The sequence below is a fragment of the Nocardioides convexus genome, from assembly GCF_011090295.1.
Window position 1 is genome coordinate 175,948 of sequence record NZ_JAAMYA010000001.1, and the last position, 20,071, is coordinate 196,018.

The following is a 20,071-nucleotide window of genomic DNA, read 5'->3' on the forward strand; positions in this document are numbered from 1 at the left end:
GTGTCGGCCGCGTACGATCCACCGGTGCCCCACCCCGAGCCCGACCCGATCACCGAGCCGATCACCGAGCCGATCTCGCGCATCGACCCCGACGAGCCTGGCGATCGCGATCAAGGTGCTCCGCCAGATCCCCGAGCTCCACCCCGACCACGACGACGTGCGGACGATGAAGCGCGCGGCGTCGTACATGTACAAAGCCGATCAAGAAGTCGCGGCGTGCCGAGATCCGGCAGGAGCGACAGCGCCACGACCAGGAGATCATCGAGAGGACCGCGACCGGATCCCGGATGCGGATCGACGACGAGACCGCCGGGATCCCGCTGGTCTCGACCGCTCAGGGCGCCTTCGCCGGTGAGCCTGATCACCGCGCGCGGGTGCTACATCTGCAAGGAGGACTTCACCCTCGTCGACGCGTTCTACCACTGGCTGTGCCCGCGCTGCGCCGCGATGAGCCACGCCAAGCGCGACCAGCGCACCGACCTGACGGGCAAGCGTGCCCTGCTCACCGGCGGCCGCGCCAAGATCGGGATGTACATCGCCCTGCGCCTGCTCCGCGACGGCGCGCACACCACGATCACCACCCGCTTTCCCAAGGACGCGGTGCGCCGGTTCGCCGCGATGGAGGACTCCGCCGACTGGCTGCACCGGCTCAAGGTGGTCGGCATCGACCTGCGCGACCCCACCCAGGTGATCTCGCTGACCGACGACGTCGCCGCCGACGGTCCGCTCGACATCATCATCAACAACGCCTGCCAGACCGTACGACGCCTCCCCGGCGCCTACTCGCACCTCACCGAGGGCGAGTGGCGCCGCTGCCCACGGGCATCGAGTCGCCCGAGATGGTCACCTTCGACCGGATCTCCGAGGCGCACCCGGCCGCCATCGCCGGTGCCCTGGAGGCGCACGCCGTGGCGCACCACGAGGGCGAGTCGCCGGCCTCGGCGATCGCCGCGCACAACGCCGCCACCATGACGGCGCTGGCCCTCAAGGCCGGCGGTGCCTCGCTGGAGGCGCACCTGGCCGGCACGGCCGTGGACGCCGGCGGCCTGATCCCCGACATCCAGGACAACAACTCCTGGACCCAGGTGCTCGACGAGGTGGACCCGCTGGAGTCTGCTCGAGGTGCAGTTCTGCAACTCGATCGCGCCCTTCCTCATCAACTCCCGGCTCCGGCCCGCGCTGCGCGCGGCGGTCCAGAACGGCGCGCGCCGGGCCTACGTCGTCAACGTCTCGGCGATGGAGGGTCAGTTCTCCCGCCGCTACAAGGGCGCCGGGCACCCGCACACCAACATGGCCAAGGCCGCGCTCAACATGATGACCCGCACCTCCTCGGGGGAGATGTTCGAGACCGACAAGATCCTGATGACCGCCGTCGACACCGGCTGGATCACCGACGAGCGCCCGCACCACGAGAAGCCTGCGGATCGCCGCCGAGGGCTGGCACGCACCGCTCGACCTGGTCGACGGCGCCGCCCGGGTCTACGACCCGATCGTGCGCGGCGAGGCGGGCGAGGACGTCTACGGCTGCTTCCTCAAGGACTACGCGCCCTCGCCCTGGTGACGGGCCGCCGAGTGCCCGCTCGTGGACCACGACCGGGCCCGGCCGGCGACCCCGGTCACGCCGGGAGCCTGCTCCCGGTCGACCGGTACGACGGCGACGTTGGTCTGAGCGCGCTCGGTCACCGCCGTGGCGATGGATCCGATCACGAGCCGGCTGACGCTGTCGAGGGGGTGGCGGCCGACGACCACGAGGTCCCAGGCGCCGGTGCGCGAGCCGATCACGTCGTCGACCAGGCCGTGGTTGACGCGCTGGGTGACGGGCACGTCGGGGTACTTCGCGGCGAAGCCGGCCAGCGACTCGGCAAGGGCGAGGTGGGCCTCGTCGCCGGCTCCGAGGTCGGCACCCGCCAGCCTGGACGTTGCGCAGGCCGGCGACAGCGGCGGTCACGTCCCACACGCAGTGGACGGCGGTGAGTGGCTGGCCGTGCAGGGACGCCTGCTCGAAAGCGAACTCGATGACGGGCAGCGAGGTCTCGCTGGCGTCGGCCGCGACGAGGACGCCCTGGCGGGCCTGCTCCTCCGCGCGGGGGCGGCACACGACGACGGGGCACAGGGCGTGCCGGCTCACCGAGGCACTGACGGAGCCGAGCAGCGCGCTGCGCACGGATCCGCGCCCGCGCGAGCCGATGACCAGCAGGTGCGCGTCCTGGGTCAGGCTCGACGAGCACGGTCCGCGGGTCGCCCGCCGCTCGGACGCCGCTGACCTCCACGCCCGGGAAGAACTCGTGCACCGCGTGGACGGCGGCGGCGTTGACCCGGAACGCGGTGCTCTCCTCGGTCGTGACGACCACCAGCGGGCGCCGCTCGAGGAGGGCCTGCCGGCCCGCCCAGCGCAGGGCACGATCACTGTGCTTGGACCCGTCGGCGCCGACGACGATGGTGCCCGGGCGGATGCGGCTGCTCATCCCGTCCCCTCAGGCTCTCGTCGTCGGAGGCGACGGGACCGGCCGGGTCCGCCTCGGGGACGACGGCGACGGTGGTGCGGGCGCGCTCGATGACGGAGACGGCGACCGACCCGGTGACGAGGCGGAGCAACGTGTCGACCGGGTGCCGGCCTACCACGAGCAGGTTCCAGCCGTCGGTGTCGGCGGCGAGGAGCTCCTCGGCCAGCCCGCGGCCCACGCGCAGGTCGGTGCTGACCTCCGGGAACTTCGCGCACATCCCGGCGACGCTCTCCGAGAGCAGCAGGCGCTGCTCCTCGAGCCCGGCCTCCTGGGGCGAGACCAGGCCCGGTCCGAGCAGGGCGGCCACCTGGTCCCACACGCAGTGCACGACGGTCAGCGGAAGGTCGAGCAGCGAGGCCTGGTGGAAGGCGAGGCTCGATGACCGGCAGCGACTCGGGCGTGCCGTCGGCGCCGACGAGGACCCCCGCGTGGGGGCCTGGGCGCGGGCGGGGGGTCGGCAGACGAAGACCGTGCAGGCGGCGTCGCGACTCACCGTCGCACTGACCGAGCCGAGCACCTTGCTGCGGAAGCGGCCGCGCCCGCGCGAGCCCAGCACGAGGGCGTGCGCCTGCCGGGACAGGTCGACGAGCACCTGGCGCGGGTCGCCCACGAGCACCTTGGTGGACGTCTCCAGGCCGGGGCGGAGGTTCCGGACGACGGCAAGGGCGTCCTCGGCAACGGACCGGCCGTGCTCGACGAGGTCGTCCACGGTCGGTGGGTACCCGGAGCCGATCCCGCCCCACGACGGCAAGGGGGCCTGTGGCGCTCCGGTGGCGGTGACGACGACGAGCGGCCGTCGCTCGAGGAAGGCCTGCTCGGCGGCCCAGTGGGCCGCACGGGTCGCGTCCTCCGAGCCATCGGTGGCGACGACGACGCTGCTGGGGTTGATGGAGGTGGTCATGGCTCCAGCCTCCGGCTCCGCCCGGGCCGGCCGACACGGGCCGAGGCCCTCTAGCCGGTAGGACCTTCGGCCCTCGCGCCCGGGCCGGTCAGGCTCGACGGTCCGGTCGACCAGGCCGCGCCCAGCCGTGCCGTGGGTGATCCAGAGGACCGACCGGCTGCGCTGCCCGGTCATCACCTCGTGGGCGAGCCGCTCCGCCGTGGCGTGGTCGAGGTGGGCCGTGGGCTCGTCGAGGACCAGCACGGGATGGGCGGCGAGGAACGAGCGCGCGACCCCGATCCGGGCACGCTCTCCTCCTGACACCCCGGCGTGGCCGGCTCCCAGCCACGTGTGCAGGCCGTCGGGAAGCCCGCCGAGCCAATCGCCCAGGCACGCCGCGCGCAGCGCGTCCTCGACCTCGGCGTCCGCGGCGTCGGGACGGGCGAGGCGCACGTTCTCGAGCAGGGTCGTGGCGAACACGTGCGGCTGGTCGTCGACCAGGCCGACCGTCCGGCGTACCTCGTCGGGTGCGGTGTCGGTCAGGCTCCGCACCTCCCACCCGTGCCGACCCGCCCCACGGGTCGAGGAAGCGGAGCAGCACGGCGGCGACGGTGCTCTTGCCGCTCCCGGACGCACCCACGAGTGCCACGCGATCGCCCGGCGCGAGGTCGAGGGTGACGGGGGAGGTGGCCGGCGCGCGGACGTCCCATCGAGCCTGCAGGCCGGCAAAGCTCCACGTGGCTGCTCGTGGGGTTCGTGCGGCCCGGGACGTCGACGACGGCGGGCGGCGTGTGCTCGAGGGCGTCCAACCGGACCTCGGCAGCCTCGGTCCGGGCAGCGATAACGCCTGCGTCGGCGCAGGGCAGCGCGACGTCGGTCAGGGCGAGGGGGAGCAGGACCAGCAGCGCCATCACCGGTCCGCTGATCGCCCCGGTCCCGAGGGCCCCGGCGGTGAGCAGGGCCGTCCCGGCGACGGCGGCACCACCCGCCGTCAGCACGAGCGCTCGCGCCAGAGCCAGCCACGCGGCGGTGGTGACGGTGAGCGAGCCGAGGCGTGCGCTGACCTCGGTGACCCGGTCGGCGGCCGGCACGGACCGTTGCCACATCCGGAGGCTCCTCGCCGGTCTGCAGGGCGTCGACGACGCTGCCGGAGAGCGCCGCCCGCAGTTCGACCAGCCGGCGTTCGGCAGTCCGGGCACCGTGCCGGGCGACCAGGTGAGCGGCGGCCGTCGCGAGGCCGAACCCGAGGACGACGAGGGCGGCGGCCGGCTCCAGGAAGGCGGCGACGACCGCCGCGAGCAGCGTCACCAGCCCGAGCTCGGACCAGCGGGAGGCGGACGCGCAGGCTGCCGGTCGACCACGCTGTCGACGTCGTCGACGACCGAGGTCAGCAGGTCGCCGCGCCGCCGGCCGAGACGTGCCGGGACGAGAGGCACCAGGGCGTCGTACACCTCGACACGGCGGCGGGCGAGGAGCCGTAGCGCGGCGTCGTGCGCACGCAGCCGCTCCACGTAGCGCAGGACCGGACGGGCGAGGCCGAAGGCGCGCACGCCCACGACCGCGACCAGCAGGGTGAGCACGGCGGGGCGGGTGGACGCCTGCACGATCAGCCAGCCCGCGGTCGCGGTGAGCGCGACCCCGGAGGCGGACGCGAGCGCGCCGATCATCGCCGCACCGGCGAGGGCGCGACGCTCACCGGACGCTGCGGGTACGACGGCGACCGGATCCGGCGCGGGGCGCGGGGCCGGCACGGAGCCGACCGCGTCGGGCTGGGGAGTGGGGACCGGTGCCGGCAGCGCGATCACCCGGTCAGCGAGCTCCACCAGCCGCGGCCGGTGCGCGACCACCACCACGCCGCTGCGTCGTCCGAGGGCGCCGATCGTGTCGGCGATGACCTGCTCGGTGAGACTCGTCGAGGTGGGCGGTCGGCTCGTCGAGGAGCACCCACGGGCGGTCGGCCAGCACGATCCGGGCCAGGGCGAGCCGGGCACGCTCACCGGCGGACAGGGTCGCTCCGTCCTCCCCGAGGGGGGTCTCGAGGCCGGACGGGAGCCGACGTACCCGGACCTCGAGGGCGACCTCGCGCAGCGCGTGCCAGAGCCTGGTCGCCGGTGGCGTCGGGCCGGGCGAGCCGCAGGTTGTCGGCGATGGAGCCCTCGACGAACCGGGGCTGCTGCGGCAACCAGGCGACCTGGGCCTGCCACCGTGGGCCGCCCACCGGCTCGCCGCCGGACAGCACGGCACCGTCGTGGGGGACGAGCCCGGCGATCGCCGCCAGCAGGGTCGACTTCCCGCAGCCGGACGGACCGGTGACCGCGGTGATGCCCCGCGGCAGCAGCAGCGCGGACACGTCGTGGACAGCGGGCACGTTGCGTCCTTCGCGCGTCACCCCCACGCGCTCCAGCACGAGGGGCGCGTGCGGAGGAGCCGGCCGGTCCACGGTGGAGGACGCCGGGCGGGCGAGCAGCGCGTGCGCGGTCTCGAAGGTGGCGGCACCCTCGGCGGCGGCGTGGAACTCCGCTCCCATCCGCCGCAACGGCCAGTAGGCCTCGGGCGCCAGGAGCAGGACCACCAGGGCAGTGGTCAGGTCGAGGGATCCGGCGGCGAGCCGCACGCCGACGGTCACGGCCACCAGCGCCACGGACAGGGTGGCGACCAGGCTCGAGCACCGCGGAGGAGGCGAAGGCGATCCGGAGCGTGCGCAGGCACGCGACCCGGTAGCGGTCGGTGACCTCGGCGATGCGTGCGGACTGGGCGCGGGCCCGGCGATGGGCGACCAGCGTCGGCAGGCCCCGCACCACGTCGAGGAAGTGCCCGGACAGCGAGGCCATCGCGCGCCACTGCTCCTCCGCGCGGTCCCGGGTCGCGAGGCCCACGAGGGCGCCGAAGAGCGGTACGAGCGGGAGGGTCAGCACGACGATGAGCGCGCTCAGCAGGTCCTGGGTCGCCAGCGCGAGGACGGTCAGCGGCGGCAGCACGGCCGCGACGACGACGGCCGGGACGTAGCGGGTGAGGTAGGGCTCCGCGGCACTGACGCCGCGGGTGGCGAGAGCCGCGACGTCGTCGGCGGGGTCCGGTCCGGACGACCGCTCGACGGCCGACAGGACCAGGCGGTGACGCAGGACGGTGCCGACAGACGCCGCGGCCCTGGCCGCCAGCAGGTCACCCGCTCCGCCCACCACGCCGCGCAGGGCGAGCAGCCCGGCGACGGCGAGGCACCAGCGCTTGGTGCCGGTCCCGTCGAGCACGGCGACGACGAGCCCGGCGACGACCCACGCCTGGGCGATGACCAGGAGGCCACCGACCACGCCGGTGCCCACGACGCCGGCCAGGGCTGCACGCGCCGGCACCAGCAGCGCGCGCAGCCGAGGGTCGGAGGGCCTCATCGGACGGCGGTGGCCGGCGACGGCGCGGCCGGGATGTGGTGGACGGCGATCCGCTTGCGGAACACCCAGTAGGTCCATGCCTGGTAGGCCAGGACCACCGGCGTGAACAGCACGGCCACCCACGTCATGATCCCCAGCGTGTACGACGTCGCGGCGGCGTTGCTCGTGGTGAGGCTCGTGCCTCCGGCGAGGGTCGTCGGCATCACGTCGGGGAAGAGCGCCAGGAACAGCCCTGCCACGGCGAGCGCGATGGTGACGAAGGTGCCGAGGAAGGCCCATCCCTCTCGTCCCGCCCGCGCCGCGACCCCGGCGCCGACCAGGGCGAGGGCGGCACCCACGAAGGCGACCGCCGAGCCGGCCGTTCCGGTCTGCTGCTGGGTGCGGGCGAGGAAGACGACGGCGAGGAGCGCCGTCGCCCCGACGGCCGGCACGGCGAGCCGGCGCGCCCGGTGCCGGATCTCGCCGTCGGTCTTGAGCGCGACGAAGAGCGCACCGTGGGTGAGGAACAGGCCGAGGGTCGTCAGGCCACCCAGCAGCGCGTAGGGGTTGAGCAGGCTCGAGGAAGCCGCCGGCGTACTCGAGGTCGGCGTCGATCGGCACGCCTCGCAGGATGTTGGCGAAGGCGACGCCCCACAGCAGTGCGGGGACGAGGGAGCCGACGATGATCGCGAGGTCCCAGGCTGCGGCGCCACCGGTCGTCGTCGCGCTTGGCGCGGTACTCGAAGGCCAGCCCTCGCACGATGAGCGCGACCAGGATCAGCAGCAGGGGCAGGTAGAACCCGCTGAACAGTGTCGCGTACCACTCCGGGAAGGCGGCGAAGGTCGCACCGCCGGCCACGAGCAGCCACACCTCGTTGCCGTCCCACACCGGGCCGATGGTGTTGATCATGACGCGGCGCTCGGTGTCGTCGCGGGCGAGCACGGGCAGCAGCATGCCGACGCCGAAGTCGAACCCCTCGAGGGTGAAGTAGCCGATCCACAGGACCGCGATCAGGCCGAACCAGACGGTGGTGAGGCTCCATGGGTGTCCTCGTTCCAGTGGTCAGTAGGCGAAGGCGAGGGGGCGGTCGTCGCCGACCTGGTCCGGCACGTCGGGAGGCAGGCTCGTCGGCGCCGCGGCGGATCCAGGTCAGCATCAGCCGCACCTCGACGACCGCGAGCACGCCGTACACGGCGGTCAGCGTGAGCAGGGAGATCCACGCCTCGGTCGTGGTGAGGCCGGGGGAGACCGAGTGCTCGGTCGTCATCAGGCCGAACACCGCCCACGGCTGGCGGCCCACCTCGGTGAAGATCCAGCCGGAGGAGTTCGCGAGCAGGGGCAGGAAGGGCAGTCCGACCGCCGCGGCCAGCACCGCCTTCCCCGGCGGCGTTCGTCCAGCGCGCGTCGCCCACAGCACCCACGCGGCGATCGCGGCGCCGGCGATCCCCAGGCCCATCATCAGCCGGAAGGTCCAGTAGGTCAGCGGGATCACCGGCGTGTAGTCGCCGGGGGAGTAGTAGGCCGTCCCGGGGTCGGCGCCGTACTGCTCGCGGTAGCGCCGCCGCAGGCTCGTTGATGCCCTCGACCTGGCCGTTCGGCGTGCCCGTCGCGAGGAAGGACAGCAGGCCGGGGATTTTGACCGAGAAGGTCTCCTGCTGACCGTCGAGCGTGCCGAGCCTGGAAGACCGAGAAGTCGGCCGGGGCCTCGGTCTCGTAGAGACCCTCGGCCGCCGCCATCTTCATCGGCTGGACCTCGGTCATGATCTTGCCCTGCACGTCTCCGCTGACGACGACGCCGAGCGCGGCGACGAGCACGACCCATGCCCCGGTGCGCACGGCCGGCCGGTAGAGCGCACGGTCGGCGTCGGTACGGGCCCGGCGCAGGTGCCACAGAGCAACCCCGACGACGAACGCGGCGCCGGTCATGTAGGCCGACAGCACGACGTGCGGGAAGGTGACCAGGCTGCACCTTGTTGAACATCACGGCAGCGAAGTCGTTCATCTCCGCGCGCCCGGTCTCGGGGTTGTAGGCGTAGCCGACCGGGTGCTGCATCCAGGAGTTCGCCGCGAGGATGAAGTACGACGAGAACAGGGTCCCGACGTGGACCAGGACGATGCACGCGGCGTGGAGGCTTCGCGGGCAGCCTGTCCCATCCGAAGATCCACAAGCCGAGGAAGGTCGACTCGAGGAAGAAGGCGAGCAGCCCCTCGACCGCGAGCGGCGCGCCGAAGACGTCGCCGACGAAGCGCGAGTAGTCGCTCCAGTTCATCCCGAACTGGAACTCCTGCACGATCCCGGTCACGACGCCGATGGCGAAGTTGATCAGGAAGAGCTTTGCCGAGGAACTTCGTCAGGCGCAGCCAGCGCGGGTCCCCGGTCCGCAGCCAGGCGATCTCGTAGCCCGCGATGACCGCGGACAGTCCGATCGTGATCGGGACGAAGAGGAAGTGGTAGACGGTCGTGATGGCGAACTGCCACCGTGCGATGTCGGTCGGGTCCACAGGGGCTCCTGGCATGCGTCGGGTGCTGACGCGTCCACGCTAGGAAGAGTCGGACCCCGCCTCCCACGGCCGGACTTCCCCGCCGGGCGGGACCTTCGGCCCCCGTGGCCGCGGACCTTCGGCGTCCCCCCGGTCGTGGCGGACGAGCACCTCGTGCAGTGGCCGCCGAGGCGTCCGCGGGAGCCCGCTCCTGCCGATCGCCTGCCAGCCGACGCGCAGCAGGATGTGCGGCTCCGGTACGTCGAGGAGCACGTCTCGCGCGATCTCGTGGCGGATGCTCTCGACCTCGATCGGCTGGCTCATCGGGATGAGCGACATGCCCGACCGCGTGGCCTCGAGCCAGATCGAGTCTCATGGCCCGGCCGCTGCGCAGCCAGCCGCCGACGTCGTCGGACGCGCCTCCGATCGCGACGATCCGGTCCCCGCCGTGGATCACCATGCGCGTGTCCTCCAGCACGCCCGGCCGGAAGCGCGACCGTGCCCGCAACGGCTCCGGGTCCTCGGTGAGCACGCCGAGCGGGATGCCGTCGGCACCGGACCGATCGATCCAGCGCTCCTGCTCCAGCAGCCGGCGCCCGTCGACCTCGAGGACGGTCAGGGCGCGGTTGGCCAGGAGCTCGAGCCGGATCCGCGCGGGGTCGCTCGTCACGCCCTCGGCACGGGTGCCCCAGCGCTCCGCCAGCCAGCACAGGCTCGTGCAGGCTGGCTGTCCGGGACCGGCCACGCGGTGAACCGCCGGCGGTCGGTGCACCGGGTGCGGAGGAGGTCGAGGTCCGCGCGCACGGCTGTCCGGCGGGCGACCCGGCCGACCAGCACCTCGGCCAGCACCGCCGGGCCGCGCCCGGGCGGCAGCAGGAGCACGTCCGTCTCCCACCCCATGGCGCGCGCGGCGAACTCGAGGTGGTGCAGGGCCGCGCCACGAACCAACGTCAGGTTGCGGCCGCGCGGGTCCTCGGCAAGCAGGCGGCGGGTGAGGTCGGCCTCGAGCACGAGCCGGGCACCGTCGTACCGCCACCGCCACGGCTGGGTGTTGTGGATGCTCGGCGCCAGGCAGGCGAGGTCGACCAGTCGTTCCACCACCTCGGTGGGTGCCTGCTCGGCCAGGTGTTCGCGATGCGTCGGCATGGTCGTCTCCTTCCCTCCCCTTCACTGTCGGTCTCGCGGGATGTGCCCGACAGGGCAGAAGGTCCCGTCCTCGGTGTCGTCGGTCCCGCCCGGACGTGGCGGCTCCGGGTCTAACGTGGGGAGGGTGAGCGAATCCGCGACCCCCGACGAGCGCATCCGCGTCTACCTCCTCGACGACCACGAGATGATCCGGCGCGGCATCCGCGACCTCCTGGAGTCCGAGGGCGACATCGTCGTGGTCGGCGAGTCCGACTCGGCCGCGGAGGCCGCCCGGCGGATCCCGGCGCTGCGGCCCGACGTGGCGATCCTCGACGGCCGACTGCCCGACGGGTCCGGCATCGACGTCTGTCGCGACGTGCGCTCGCAGGACCCGTCGATCAAGGCGCTCATCCTGACGTCGTACGACGACGACGACGCACTCTTCTCCGCGATCATGGCCGGCGCGGCCGGCTACGTCCTCAAGCAGGTGCGCGGTCACGACCTGCTCGAGATCGTGCGTCGCGTCGCGGCCGGGCAGTCGACGCTCGACCCGTCGGTCACCGCCCAGGTGCTGGACCGGATCCGCTCCGGACCGCCGGTCAACAAGGAGGCTGGCGACACTCACCGACCAGGAGCTCAAGGTCCTGGAGCCTGATCGGTGAGGGGATGACGAACCGCCAGATCGCCCGCCAGATCCACCTGGCCGAGAAGACCGTGAAGAACTACGTGTCGTCGTTGCTGGCGAAGCCTGGGGATGTCGAGTCGCACCCAGGCCGCGATCTACGCGGTGAAGAACGCCCCCTCCGACTGAGGCGGGCGCGGCGCAGCCGCGAGGAGCCGGCGTCCCGACACCGACGCGACGTCGACCTGGAGGTCGAGGACCCGTGCTCCGGTCACCCAGGGCTCCGGACGTACGGCGGCACGGTGGACGCGCCGGCACCGTCCTCGCACGAGCACGCTCCACCCTCCGTGCGCCCCGATGGCGACGTCGTCCACCTCGAAGGCGACCTCTCGGTCGGCGGCGTCTCTGGCCAGCAGGGAGTACGGCGTCGTCCGCAGTGCGACGACGCCCTCGGCCACGGCGTAGTTCACCGGGATGACAGAGACGCCCTGGGCGCCGGACCACGCGATCCGGCCGACGGGCCGGGTGCGGAGGAGGTCCCAGCACTCCTGGTCGGTGAGGACGACCAGACGGCCGGGCGGGGGACCGGGTTGGCTGTCGGGCTGGTGCACGGGGACCACCTCCTGCTGGGGGACCTCTCCATGGTCGGCCCGGGGACGGGCACGCGGAAGGTCCGCCGGTCCTCTGCGATCCGGGTCCTTCGGCCCTCGCGGGCACCGTGCGCTGCTAGCGTCGCGAGGGCACGGCGGCAGAGGAGGCGGACGATGGCAGCATCGGACGAGGGCGTCGGAACACCCGGTGCCCGGCCGGACGGGGAGCAGCGCGCGGGGGGGTTCCGGCGATCGGCCGTCTGGTGGCCTGGTCGGTAGGCGCGGCAGCGGCGCCGACCTCGACGAGGTCGATTTCGAGGAGGCTCGTCCGTGCCGTGCTCGAGCGCATGCACGGCGCGCTCGGCCAGCAGGCGCGGTTGCAGGCTCCTGCTCGACGCGGTGGTCACCATCTCGGCCGACCTCAGCCTGGACGGTGTCCTGTCGCGGATCGTCGCGATCGCCAGTCGGCTCGTCGACGCGCGGTACGCCGCGCTGGGCGTGCTGAGCGCCGGTCGGCAACGTCGCCTGCGGACCTTCGTGCACCACGGCGTCTCCGACGACCTCGCCGCCGAGATCGGTGACCTGCCGACCGGCCACGGCCTGCTCGGCCTGATCATCGACCGGCCCGAGCCGCTGCGGCTGCGCGACATCCACGAACACCCGGCGTCGTACGGCTTCCCGGCCCACCACCCGCCGATGAGACTCCTTCCTGGGCGTCCCGGTCCGGATCCGGGACCGGGTGTTCGGCAATCTGTACCTGACGGAGAAGGGCGGTGGCGGCGACTTCACCACCGAGGACGAGGAGGTCGTGGTCGCCCTGGCCGCCGCGGCGGGCGTGGCGATCGAGAACGCCCGGCTCTACGAGGAGGCCGCTCGTCGCGAGGCATGGGCGAAGGCCACCGCCGGGATCGCGGCGGCGCTCGCCGACCCCGGGTCGCAGGCCGACGCCTGTGCGACCGTCGCGGCTCGGGCCCGCGAGGTCGCCGCCGCCGACGCGGCCTGGGTGACGCTCGGCGACCCGGAGGACGAGGCGGTCGTCAGCCACACCGGTGCCGAGGCTGCCCGAGGAGCGGCGCGGGCCGGTCCTGGTCGTCGACTTCGCCCCCGCCGCGGGCGCGCCGGGCACCCTGGCGCTGGCCTGGTCCGCCGACCGCGAGGACGTCTTCCACTCCCTCGACGCCCAGGCTCGTCACGGCGTACGCCGAGCAGGCGGCGCTTGCTCTCCAGACTCGCCGAGGCCAGGGAGGACCAGCACCGGCTCGAGGTCTTCGAGGACCGCGACCGGATCGGTCGGGACCTGCACGACCTCGTCATCCAACGGCTCTTCGCCGTCGGGCTCGGTCTCCAGGGCACGACCCGGATGGTGGACAGGCCCGAGGTCGCTGCCCGGCTCGAGCAGGCCGTCGACGACCTCGACGCCACGATCAAGGACATCCGGCGCGCGATCTTCGGGCTCAGGCTCGCTGGAGACCGCCGGTGACGTCCAGGCCGAGGTGACCCGGCTGGTGGAGCGGGCGGCGGCGACGTTGAAGTTCCGGCCCTCGCTGCGCTTCGAGGGGCCGGTTCGCACCCTGGTCTCCGCCGAGTCGGCGCCGGACCTGCTGGCGGTCCTGGCGGAAGGTCTGTCGAACGCGAGCCGGCACGCCGAGGCATCGGCGGTCGAGGTGGTCCTCGAGGCGGGCGAGCGGATCGTGCTCACCGTGAGCGACGACGGCCGGGGCATGGACGGTCCGGTCGCCGAGAGCGGGTTGGCCAACATCCGCACGCGAGCCGAGAAGCGTGGCGGGCGGCTCGTCGTCGAGTCCGCGCCCGGCGAGGGGACCTCACTCGCCTGGGACGTGCCACGAGACTGACTCTCCGTCGACCGGGCCCGTCCAGTCGAGCACCACCCTGCGGTGCAGGCTCGTCGGTCAGCCGGTGGATCTCGCGGGTCAGGCTCCGTGTTGTCCTTGAGCTCCAGGCTCCTGCTCCACGAAGTCGTGGTCGGCCTTCGCCCGCTGCACCTCCGCCTGCCGGTTCTGGCCGATCATGACGAAGGTCGAGAGGAAGATCGCCTCCAGCGACACCACCAGGGTCAACGTCGGCCACGGGGTCCGCTCGGCCACGAGCATCCACAGCAGGAAGGCGCCCGCGTGGAGCCAGACGAACGGCATCGACCCGGCGAACGCCGTGATGGCGTCGGCCAGGCGGGCCTGCCAGTCCTCGGCCCTCTGGGCGAGGTAGCGCTCGACCCCGGGGTGTGCGCGAGGCAGGGGCGTTGCCGACATGCGCCTCACGCTAGGCGCTCCGGGCCTGCCTCCGGCACGGACCACTGACCCCGGGGGCGGGGGACCTTCGGCCCGCTCAGCCCGAGCGGCGGATCGTTGCCGCGACCAGCGCTCGCGTCTCGGCGGGGTCCACCACGTCGTCGATCTCGAAGACCCGCGCGGCGTTGAGCGCCTTGGCGTGATCGCGCAGTGCGGCGGTGTGCTCCACGACCGCCGCCTCGCGCTCGGCCTCGGGCATCGCGGCCAGGCTCGTGCGCCATCGCCAGCCGTACGGCGCCCTCCAGGCCCATCGGGCCGAGGTGCGCGTCCGGCCAGGCGATCGTCAGCAGCGGACGGTGCGTGCTGCCGCCGAGCATCGCCTGGGCCCCGAGGCCGTACCCGCGGCGCAGCACGACGCCCACGAGCGGGACGCTCAGCCGGGCGCCGGCGGTCACCATCCGCGACGCCTCGCGCACCAGCCCGGTGCGCTCCGCCTCCGGGCCCACCATGAAGCCCGGGGTGTCCACGAGCGAGAGGACAGGCAGGCGCCAGCGCTCGCACAGGTCGAGGAAGTCGGCGGCCTTGGTGGAGGCGTCGGCCGTGATCGCCCCCGCGAGGCATGTCGACTGGTTGGCCAGCACGCCCACCGCGAGCCCGTCGATCCGGGCGAAGGCGGTCACCAGGCTCGGGCGCCCAGGCCTCCCGCAGCCACTGCACCGAGCCCGTGTCCGCGAGCGCCTCGACCACCGGGCGCACGTCGAACGCCTCGCGCTCGTTCTCCGGCAGCAGGGTCCGCAGCGCCTCCGGGTCCTCGGTATCCCCGGCGCCGAGGTCGGGCCGCGCGAGGAGACCGAGCAGGCGTCGTACGACCTCGACGGCGGCGTCCTCGTCCTCGACGACCACGTCGAGCACGCCGTTGGTGGCCTGGTCCTCCACCGGCCCGATGTCCTCGGGCGCGAACTGCCCGAGCCCGCCGCCCGCGATCATGGCCGGCCCGGCCATGCCGAGGTTGGCGTCGGGGGTGGCTATCCGAAGGTCGGCGCAGCCCGCGATCACGGCGTTGCCGGCGAAGCAGCGGCCGGACACGACGGCGATCCGGGGCGCGGTGAGCCTCGCCCCACAGCGCGAAGGAGCCGACGTCGAGCGCGGACACCAGCGGCAGGTCCACGTCGCCGGGCCGCCCGCCGCCGCCCTCGGTGAAGAACACCGCCGGCAGGCGCATCCGCGCCGCGAGCTCGATCAGCCGGTCCGACTTGCGGTGCCCCCGCATGCCCTGGGTGCCGGCCATGACGAGGTAGTCGTAGGACAGCACCGCGCAGGGCAGGCCGTCCACGGTCGCGGTGCCGCCGATGATCCCGTCTGCCGGCGCCTCGACGACGAGCTCGGCCAGCGGGCGGCGCCCCTCCTGCGCGGCCGTCACGAAGCGGCCGTACTCCACGAAGGAGCCGGCATCCACCAGGTCCGCGATGTTCTCCCGCGCCGTACGACGGCCCTTGGCGTGCCAGCGCGCCACCTTCTCGGGCCGCGCGGCGTCGGTGGTCAGGAAGCGCCGCGCGAGCACCTCGGTGAGTCCCTGGGCGGGTGCGTCCTCGGTCACCGCGCCATCATGACGTACCGCCGGACGGGGTCAGTCGCGGCCCGCGGAGGCCGGCTCGCCGGTGAGCACCCGCAGCGCGAGCGCGGTCGTGGCGTCGAAGTTCAGGTGCCCGACGACCCGCTCGACCCGCTCGATGTCCAGCGGCAGCAGGCCCGGCGTGCCGGGCACGTCCGGGGTGAGCCCGAGATCGAGGTCGGTGCGACCGGACATCAGCCGCAGGTTGAACTCGTAGCGCTCGCGGGCCTCCGGGACCTTCAGGCTTCGCCAGGGTGGAGGCGCCGATCCGCCGCGCGCCGGTCTCCTCGCTCCAGGAGTCCAGCGCGGCGACCAGCGCGGCGCCGTCGTTGTGCTCGATGTCGGCCCACACCGCCTTCATCGAGCCCATGTGGGCCAGCAGCACCGCGGCCGTCTTCTCGCCGATGCCCCGGATGCCGGGCAGGTTGTCGCTCGTGTCGCCGCGCACGGCGGCGAAGTCGAGGTACCGGTCCGCCGGCACGCCGTACATCAGCAGGAGGCGGCGGGGCGTCAGCAGCGGCGAGCCGTTGATGCCGCCGTCGATGAGCCGCAGCACCTGGGTGTGCTCGCTGATGTGCGCGAAGGAGTCGCGGTCGGAGGTGATGATCACGCAGTCCCAGCCGTTCTCGCCGGCCCACGTCGCGGCCGAGGCGTTGACGTCGTCCGCCTCCAGGCCCGGGGGAGTGAGCGTGGCCATGCCGAGCGCGTCGAGCAGCGCGCCCGCGCGGTCCAGGCTGGTCGACCAGGTCGGCGTCCTTCTCGGCCCGGCCGGCCTTGTAGTCCGGGTACATCTCGCGGCGGTACGACGTGGTCCGGTCGTCCAGCCCGAAGATCACCGCGTCGGGGGCGAACACGTCGATCGACTCGATGATCTGGCGCAGCATCCCGTGCAGCGCCCACGCCGGCCGCCCACCCCGGTCCCGGTGCCGGGTGTGCGCCCGCGCGTGGTGGTTGCGGTGCAGCAGCGACGGCGCGTCGACGGCCAGCAGCAGCTTGCGCGGGCGCTCGGGGACCGGGTTCATGACCCGTCGATGGTAGGACTCAGCCGAACGCGCGCCGGTAGTGGTCGCTCATCGCGGGGTAGTAGTCCTCCCACACCACGGCGGCCGGGTCGGTGCCGGTCTCGGCCGCGACCATCCGGTCGAGGTAGTACTCCCAGCCGGGGCCGACGTTCTCCGCGATCGTGGGGTCGGGCAGGTCCTGGGCGAAGGTCAGCGTCGTGACGCCGTCCTCCTCGGCGAGGTCGACCCGCAGCCGCCAGTGGTCCGCGGTGCCGTCGTCCTTCGGCATCGTGGTGGTGATCCGCAGCCGGTACGGCGGCACGCACTCGTCGATCCGGAAGGTCTCCCCGCCGACCTCGTCGCCCTCGTAGGTCATCTGGAAGAGCACCTCGCCGCTCGCCGGGTCGCCGGTCCAGGTGCCGATCCACCGGGCCAGCCGGTCGGACTCGGTGACGGCGGCCCACACGTCCGCGACCGGGGCGCGGAAGGTGCGGGTCAGGCTCGACGTAGGTGGTCCCGTCGCGGTCGGCGCGGCGTCCGGTGGGGGTGCTCATGCGGTCTCCTCGTGCTGGTCCTGGTGGGGTGTCCCGCGGCGCTCACGGACGGTACGGCGGACCTCCAGGTCCAGCCCGTCCAGGGCGTCCTCGGGGATGGGAGGACGGGCCGGGGCGAGGCCGTCGAGGTAGTGGCCGACGGGGGACAGGCCGTCGCGGAGCAGCCGGTAGTGCCGCTCCCGGCCGTGGTCCTCGGCGCCGACCAGGCCGGCCTCGGTGAGCAGACGGAGGTGCTTGCTCACCGCGGGTCGGCTGACCGGCTGCTCGGCGGCGAGGTCGACGACCCGCGCCGGGCCGTCCGCCAACCGGCGGAGCAGGGCCCGGCGGACCGGGTCGGCGAGCGCCTCGAACGCGTCCATGCGCTATTGGTAACACATCGGTTACCAATAAGCCAGGGTGTCAGGCGAGCCGGTGCAGGCTCCGCCCGCGCGAAGGCGACGCGCTCGATCTCCGCGCCGCGTGCCGCGCCCAGGCTCGTCGGCCAGGTCGTGCGCGGCCTCGAGCCGGTGCGCACGCCGGCGCCGGTCGCCCACGCCGCCCTGCCGGCGGAACCGGCGTCGCTGCTTCCACGCTCCCGCGAGCGCATCGAGCTCCTCGGCCGTCAGGTGGCCCGCCTCGACCTCGGGCGTCATCAGCGTCCGCATCGCGGCGCGCTCCGCGCCGACGGTGAGCCGGAAGACGACGAGCACCACCGCGATCGCGACGACGACGGAGAGGACCATCAGGGCGAACGTCAGCGTCGCGTTGCCGCCGGCGATCGCCGGCATGCTGTCCCACACCAGGTGCAGGGCCATCGCGGTCGCGCAGAGCGCCAGGCCGCGGGCCACCCGGCGCCGTTGCGCGATCGTCCCGACGAGGTAGACGACGCCGGCGCCGAAGACCGCGGAGTAGAGGATGTGCGAGGTGAAGCCCGTGCCGAGCCGCAACGCCACGGTGTGCAGGCTGGACCCCACCGGGTCGACGCCGAAGTCCTCCGGCGCGCTGCTGAAGGCGTAGAGGACGTCCTCGAGGACCTCGAAGCCGAGGCCGATGAAGGCGCCGAGGACGAAGCCGTCGAAGGCCGTCCGGACGACCTCCCGGGCGATGAAGAGCAGCAGGAGGACCCCGGCGCCCTTCGCGCTCTCCTCGACGAACGGTGCGGCGAGGCCCGCGCCCCAGGCGACCGCGAAGTCGCTGTCGACGAGCCTTGCCGTAGATGCCGATCAGAGCCGTGTTGGCGTGGATCGCGATCGTCCAGGTCGCGCCGAAGCCACCCCAGAGGAAGGCGGCGACCCGGAGGTCGAGGGGCTGGCCGGAGTAGCGGTCGATCCGGGTGGTGAACCACCAGAAGAGCACGGCGTAGCACGCGAAGATCGCTGCCGAGATCGCGAGGGGTCCGCCGTAGGCGCCGCCCTGCGTGCGGACCATGCTCGCGGCGTACCAGATGCCGTAGCCGGTCACGGCCACGAACACCCACAGGCAGGCGTTGCGCGGCTGCCGCCAGGTGACGCGGGCGCCCCAGCCGACGTCGGCGGGGCCGAGTGGACGGGCGGGTTGCGGTGCGCTCGACAGCCTGCTCATCACCGGTCTCCTTCCAGCGGGCGCACAGAGCGCAGCATGGCGGCGACGTCGGCCGCGATCGCGGCGTCGTCGACCTCGGGCGGGCCGTAGGCCACCACCTCGACGCCGGTCCCGTCGAAGACGAAGGCGGCGATGAGCCCCACCGCGCTCGCCGTCGCGAACCGCGCCAGCGCACCCTCGGTGCCCTGGTCGTTGGCGATCGTCGTGGGGCGGCCGGCGTCGATCGCCACGGCATGGGGCCCGAGGCGGTCGTTGGAGCGCCGGATCTGCTCGAGCAGGCTGGCCCGGGTCACCCTCGAACGAGCCGGTCTCGACCTCGAAGGTCACTCCGCCCCTGCTCACGGCGACGCGCCGCGGGTAGACACCCGAGCCTGGAGGTCCCCGCCCGGAGCCCGGCGTCGATGTTCCAGTCCGCCGCGGGGAAGAAGGTCGCGTCCTCGCCGACCTGCACCACGTCTCCGGCCCGCGCCGGGTCGTCGAGGGAGAGCGAGTCTGTCGATCGCCGGCAGCACCCACACCGCCAGCGCCACCAGGGCGGCGACGATGCCCGCCGGCAGCAAGGTGGGGCGGTCCATGCCGAGGAAGCGCCGCTCGACCGGGACCCAACCCGGTGGGATGCGGGCGTCGGTGGGATCGCTCACGGAATCGCCTCCTCGGTGCCCGGTCGGGGGGAGGGTGGGCACCGCGAGTTCCTGGTGTGGACCCTAGCGGGACCATGCCTGCTCAGGGCGTCGGCCGGCACGACCACCACGACCACCGCGAGGGCGGGTGCAGACTGGTCCGGTGTTCGCCGCACTCGCCCTGACTCTCGCCCTCGCGCTCACCCCGGCGGTGACCCCGCCGCCTCCGGGCGGCGACGTGGACTACCGAACCGGCGGTGCGGTGACGCCGGTGCGCGGTGTCGACGTGGTGGTGCGGGACCGGACGGCGCGGCCGGCAGCCGGTCGCTACAACGTCTGCTACGTCAACGCCTTCCAGACCCAACCGGACGCCGCCCCCTTCTGGCGCCGGCACTGGTCGCTCGTCCTGAGGCGCGGCGGCCGCCCGGTCGCCGACGAGGCGTGGGGCGAGTGGCTGCTCGACATCCGCACGCCGGCCAAGCGCGCCGCGCTGGCGCGGATCGTGGGGCCGTGGATCGACGGCTGCGCCCGGTCCGGCTACGACGCGGTGGAGACTCGACAACCTCGACTCCTGGTCGCGCAGCCACGGGCTGGTGACCCGGGTGCAGGCCAAGGCCTTCGCCCGCACGCTCGTCCGGCGGGCGCACCTGCGCAGGCTCGCGGTCGGCCAGAAGAACTGGTCCGAGCTCGACGGCACCACGCTGGGCTTCGACTTCGCGGTGGCCGAGGAGTGCGGGCGCTACGACGAGTGCGGGGACTACGTGGCGTCGTACGGCAGGCGGGTGCTGGTGATCGAGTACCGCCGCGCTGACTTCCGCCGCGCCTGCGCGCGGTGGGGGCCGCGGCTGGGGATCGTGCTGCGCGACCGGGCGCTGTCGCCGCGCGGCGTGCGGGCATGGTGCTGAGCCCG

General features: G+C 73.6%; 23 protein-coding genes and 7 pseudogenes. 8 read left to right on the top strand and 22 right to left on the bottom strand.

Annotation, left to right across the window (positions count from 1 at the left end; translation table 11 throughout):
• Positions 1–24: 24 nt before the first annotated feature.
• The gene (locus G5V59_RS01315) at positions 25–972 is read left to right on the top strand and encodes an SDR family NAD(P)-dependent oxidoreductase (RefSeq protein ID WP_278255326.1); all 948 of its coding nucleotides are present in this window, start codon (positions 25–27) and stop codon (positions 970–972) included.
• The gene (locus tag G5V59_RS01320; protein WP_278255327.1) at positions 909–1,718 is read left to right on the top strand and encodes a hypothetical protein; all 810 of its coding nucleotides are present in this window, start codon (positions 909–911) and stop codon (positions 1,716–1,718) included. Before G5V59_RS01315 ends, G5V59_RS01320 begins: the two co-directional genes overlap by 64 nt.
• A 60-nt stretch (positions 1,719–1,778) precedes the next feature.
• On the opposite strand, the gene G5V59_RS01325 is transcribed toward G5V59_RS01320, so the two are convergent.
• The 10 genes and pseudogenes from G5V59_RS01325 to G5V59_RS01370 all read right to left on the bottom strand — a co-directional run bounded on the left by G5V59_RS01325 (position 1,779) and on the right by G5V59_RS01370 (position 10,377).
• On the bottom strand, positions 1,779–2,465 hold the full coding sequence (locus G5V59_RS01325; RefSeq protein WP_278255328.1) for a universal stress protein: 687 nt from the start codon (positions 2,463–2,465) through the stop codon (positions 1,779–1,781).
• Positions 2,404–3,936, bottom strand: coding sequence for a universal stress protein (locus tag G5V59_RS01330; protein WP_278255329.1), 1,533 nt, complete (start codon positions 3,934–3,936; stop codon positions 2,404–2,406). Before G5V59_RS01330 ends, G5V59_RS01325 begins: the two co-directional genes overlap by 62 nt.
• 43 nt (positions 3,937–3,979) lie before the next feature.
• Positions 3,980–4,033: pseudogene (locus G5V59_RS01335) on the bottom strand (hypothetical protein); the annotation flags it as partial.
• A 1,344-nt stretch (positions 4,034–5,377) separates the two neighbouring features.
• Complete coding sequence (locus tag G5V59_RS01340) at positions 5,378–5,911, bottom strand: ATP-binding cassette domain-containing protein (RefSeq protein ID WP_278259563.1); 534 nt, start codon at positions 5,909–5,911, stop codon at positions 5,378–5,380.
• Positions 5,912–6,107: 196 nt separating this feature from the next.
• Positions 6,108–6,848, bottom strand: a pseudogene (locus G5V59_RS01345) (hypothetical protein); the annotation flags it as partial.
• Positions 6,767–7,809: pseudogene (cydB, locus tag G5V59_RS01350) on the bottom strand (cytochrome d ubiquinol oxidase subunit II). The pseudogenes cydB and G5V59_RS01345, both read right to left, overlap by 82 nt.
• A gap of 3 nt (positions 7,810–7,812) precedes the next feature.
• A pseudogene (locus G5V59_RS01355) lies at positions 7,813–9,252 on the bottom strand (cytochrome ubiquinol oxidase subunit I).
• 39 nt (positions 9,253–9,291) lie between these two features.
• Entirely contained in the window at positions 9,292–9,555 is a 264-nt protein-coding gene (locus G5V59_RS01360; protein ID WP_278255330.1) for a hypothetical protein, read from the bottom strand.
• Positions 9,552–9,941, bottom strand: coding sequence for a hypothetical protein (locus G5V59_RS01365; RefSeq protein ID WP_278255331.1), 390 nt, complete (start codon positions 9,939–9,941; stop codon positions 9,552–9,554). Before G5V59_RS01365 ends, G5V59_RS01360 begins: the two co-directional genes overlap by 4 nt.
• Positions 9,898–10,377, bottom strand: a complete 480-nt coding sequence (locus G5V59_RS01370) for a hypothetical protein (protein ID WP_278255332.1) — start codon at positions 10,375–10,377, stop codon at positions 9,898–9,900. The genes G5V59_RS01365 and G5V59_RS01370 overlap by 44 nt, the downstream gene beginning before the upstream one ends.
• A 124-nt stretch (positions 10,378–10,501) precedes the next feature.
• On the opposite strand from G5V59_RS01370, the gene G5V59_RS01375 reads away from it, so the two are divergent.
• A complete protein-coding gene (locus G5V59_RS01375; RefSeq protein WP_278255333.1) occupies positions 10,502–11,011 on the top strand; it encodes a response regulator transcription factor in 510 nt (169 codons plus the stop codon).
• A gap of 125 nt (positions 11,012–11,136) precedes the next feature.
• Here the strand turns inward: G5V59_RS01375 and G5V59_RS01380 are convergent, their stop codons facing one another.
• Positions 11,137–11,589: a pyridoxamine 5'-phosphate oxidase family protein gene (locus G5V59_RS01380; protein WP_278255334.1), complete on the bottom strand. Its 453-nt coding sequence runs from the start codon at positions 11,587–11,589 to the stop codon at positions 11,137–11,139.
• A gap of 314 nt (positions 11,590–11,903) precedes the next feature.
• Between G5V59_RS01380 and G5V59_RS01385 the strand changes: the two genes are divergently transcribed.
• The 3 genes from G5V59_RS01385 to G5V59_RS01395 all read left to right on the top strand — a co-directional run bounded on the left by G5V59_RS01385 (position 11,904) and on the right by G5V59_RS01395 (position 13,421).
• The gene (locus tag G5V59_RS01385; protein ID WP_278255335.1) at positions 11,904–12,149 is read left to right on the top strand and encodes a hypothetical protein; all 246 of its coding nucleotides are present in this window, start codon (positions 11,904–11,906) and stop codon (positions 12,147–12,149) included.
• A 158-nt stretch (positions 12,150–12,307) separates the two neighbouring features.
• Complete coding sequence (locus G5V59_RS01390) at positions 12,308–13,048, top strand: histidine kinase (RefSeq protein ID WP_278255336.1); 741 nt, start codon at positions 12,308–12,310, stop codon at positions 13,046–13,048.
• A 13-nt stretch (positions 13,049–13,061) separates the two neighbouring features.
• Positions 13,062–13,421: an ATP-binding protein gene (locus G5V59_RS01395; RefSeq protein ID WP_278255337.1), complete on the top strand. Its 360-nt coding sequence runs from the start codon at positions 13,062–13,064 to the stop codon at positions 13,419–13,421.
• A 78-nt stretch (positions 13,422–13,499) separates the two neighbouring features.
• On the opposite strand, the gene G5V59_RS01400 is transcribed toward G5V59_RS01395, so the two are convergent.
• From G5V59_RS01400 to G5V59_RS01450, 11 genes and pseudogenes are all read right to left on the bottom strand, one after another.
• Positions 13,500–13,835, bottom strand: a complete 336-nt coding sequence (locus G5V59_RS01400; RefSeq protein WP_278255338.1) for a DUF1003 domain-containing protein — start codon at positions 13,833–13,835, stop codon at positions 13,500–13,502.
• A gap of 5 nt (positions 13,836–13,840) precedes the next feature.
• A complete protein-coding gene (locus G5V59_RS01405) occupies positions 13,841–14,494 on the bottom strand; it encodes a carboxyl transferase domain-containing protein (RefSeq protein WP_278255339.1) in 654 nt (217 codons plus the stop codon).
• A complete protein-coding gene (locus tag G5V59_RS01410) occupies positions 14,491–15,411 on the bottom strand; it encodes a carboxyl transferase domain-containing protein (RefSeq protein ID WP_278255340.1) in 921 nt (306 codons plus the stop codon). The genes G5V59_RS01405 and G5V59_RS01410 overlap by 4 nt, the downstream gene beginning before the upstream one ends.
• Before the next feature lie 30 nt (positions 15,412–15,441).
• Positions 15,442–15,621, bottom strand: a complete 180-nt coding sequence (locus tag G5V59_RS01415) for a hypothetical protein (protein ID WP_278255341.1) — start codon at positions 15,619–15,621, stop codon at positions 15,442–15,444.
• Between the two features lie 166 nt (positions 15,622–15,787).
• Positions 15,788–16,123 (bottom strand): annotated as a pseudogene (locus tag G5V59_RS01420) (5'-3' exonuclease H3TH domain-containing protein); the annotation flags it as partial.
• A 97-nt stretch (positions 16,124–16,220) separates the two neighbouring features.
• Positions 16,221–16,448: pseudogene (locus G5V59_RS01425) on the bottom strand (5'-3' exonuclease); the annotation flags it as partial.
• A gap of 19 nt (positions 16,449–16,467) precedes the next feature.
• On the bottom strand, positions 16,468–16,926 hold the full coding sequence (locus tag G5V59_RS01430) for an SRPBCC family protein (RefSeq protein ID WP_278259564.1): 459 nt from the start codon (positions 16,924–16,926) through the stop codon (positions 16,468–16,470).
• Between the two features lie 51 nt (positions 16,927–16,977).
• Positions 16,978–17,340 carry a metalloregulator ArsR/SmtB family transcription factor gene (locus G5V59_RS01435; RefSeq protein ID WP_278255342.1) on the bottom strand — a complete coding sequence of 121 codons (363 nt, stop codon included), beginning with the start codon at positions 17,338–17,340 and terminating at the stop codon, positions 16,978–16,980.
• A gap of 40 nt (positions 17,341–17,380) precedes the next feature.
• Complete coding sequence (locus G5V59_RS01440) at positions 17,381–18,541, bottom strand: hypothetical protein (protein WP_278255343.1); 1,161 nt, start codon at positions 18,539–18,541, stop codon at positions 17,381–17,383.
• The gene (locus G5V59_RS01445) at positions 18,541–18,834 is read right to left on the bottom strand and encodes a hypothetical protein (RefSeq protein WP_278255344.1); all 294 of its coding nucleotides are present in this window, start codon (positions 18,832–18,834) and stop codon (positions 18,541–18,543) included. The genes G5V59_RS01440 and G5V59_RS01445 overlap by 1 nt, the downstream gene beginning before the upstream one ends.
• 45 nt (positions 18,835–18,879) lie before the next feature.
• Positions 18,880–19,182 (bottom strand): hypothetical protein, encoded by a 303-nt coding sequence (locus G5V59_RS01450; RefSeq protein WP_278255345.1) that lies wholly within the window; start codon positions 19,180–19,182, stop codon positions 18,880–18,882.
• A 271-nt stretch (positions 19,183–19,453) separates the two neighbouring features.
• Here G5V59_RS01450 and G5V59_RS35445 point away from each other — a divergent pair.
• Together G5V59_RS35445 and G5V59_RS35450 are read left to right on the top strand one after the other, a co-directional pair.
• Positions 19,454–19,654: pseudogene (locus G5V59_RS35445) on the top strand (endo alpha-1,4 polygalactosaminidase); the annotation flags it as partial.
• A gap of 109 nt (positions 19,655–19,763) precedes the next feature.
• Positions 19,764–20,066, top strand: coding sequence for an endo alpha-1,4 polygalactosaminidase (locus G5V59_RS35450; RefSeq protein ID WP_341350812.1), 303 nt, complete (start codon positions 19,764–19,766; stop codon positions 20,064–20,066).
• Positions 20,067–20,071 lie beyond the last annotated feature (5 nt).

Excerpts from the sequence above, each read along its gene's own strand:
- G5V59_RS01325 (WP_278255328.1), bottom strand. The coding sequence starts at position 2,465 with ATGAGCAGCCGCATCCGCCCGGGCACCATCGTCGTCGGCGCCGACGGG.
- G5V59_RS01340 (WP_278259563.1), bottom strand. The coding sequence starts at position 5,911 with ATGGGAGCGGAGTTCCACGCCGCCGCCGAGGGTGCCGCCACCTTCGAG.
- G5V59_RS01360 (WP_278255330.1), bottom strand. The coding sequence starts at position 9,555 with ATGAGCCAGCCGATCGAGGTCGAGAGCATCCGCCACGAGATCGCGCGA.
- G5V59_RS01370 (WP_278255332.1), bottom strand. The coding sequence starts at position 10,377 with ATGCCGACGCATCGCGAACACCTGGCCGAGCAGGCACCCACCGAGGTG.
- G5V59_RS01400 (WP_278255338.1), bottom strand. The coding sequence starts at position 13,835 with ATGTCGGCAACGCCCCTGCCTCGCGCACACCCCGGGGTCGAGCGCTAC.
- G5V59_RS01415 (WP_278255341.1), bottom strand. The coding sequence starts at position 15,621 with ATGTCCGGTCGCACCGACCTCGATCTCGGGCTCACCCCGGACGTGCCC.
- G5V59_RS01435 (WP_278255342.1), bottom strand. The coding sequence starts at position 17,340 with ATGGACGCGTTCGAGGCGCTCGCCGACCCGGTCCGCCGGGCCCTGCTC.
- G5V59_RS01440 (WP_278255343.1), bottom strand. The coding sequence starts at position 18,541 with ATGAGCAGGCTGTCGAGCGCACCGCAACCCGCCCGTCCACTCGGCCCC.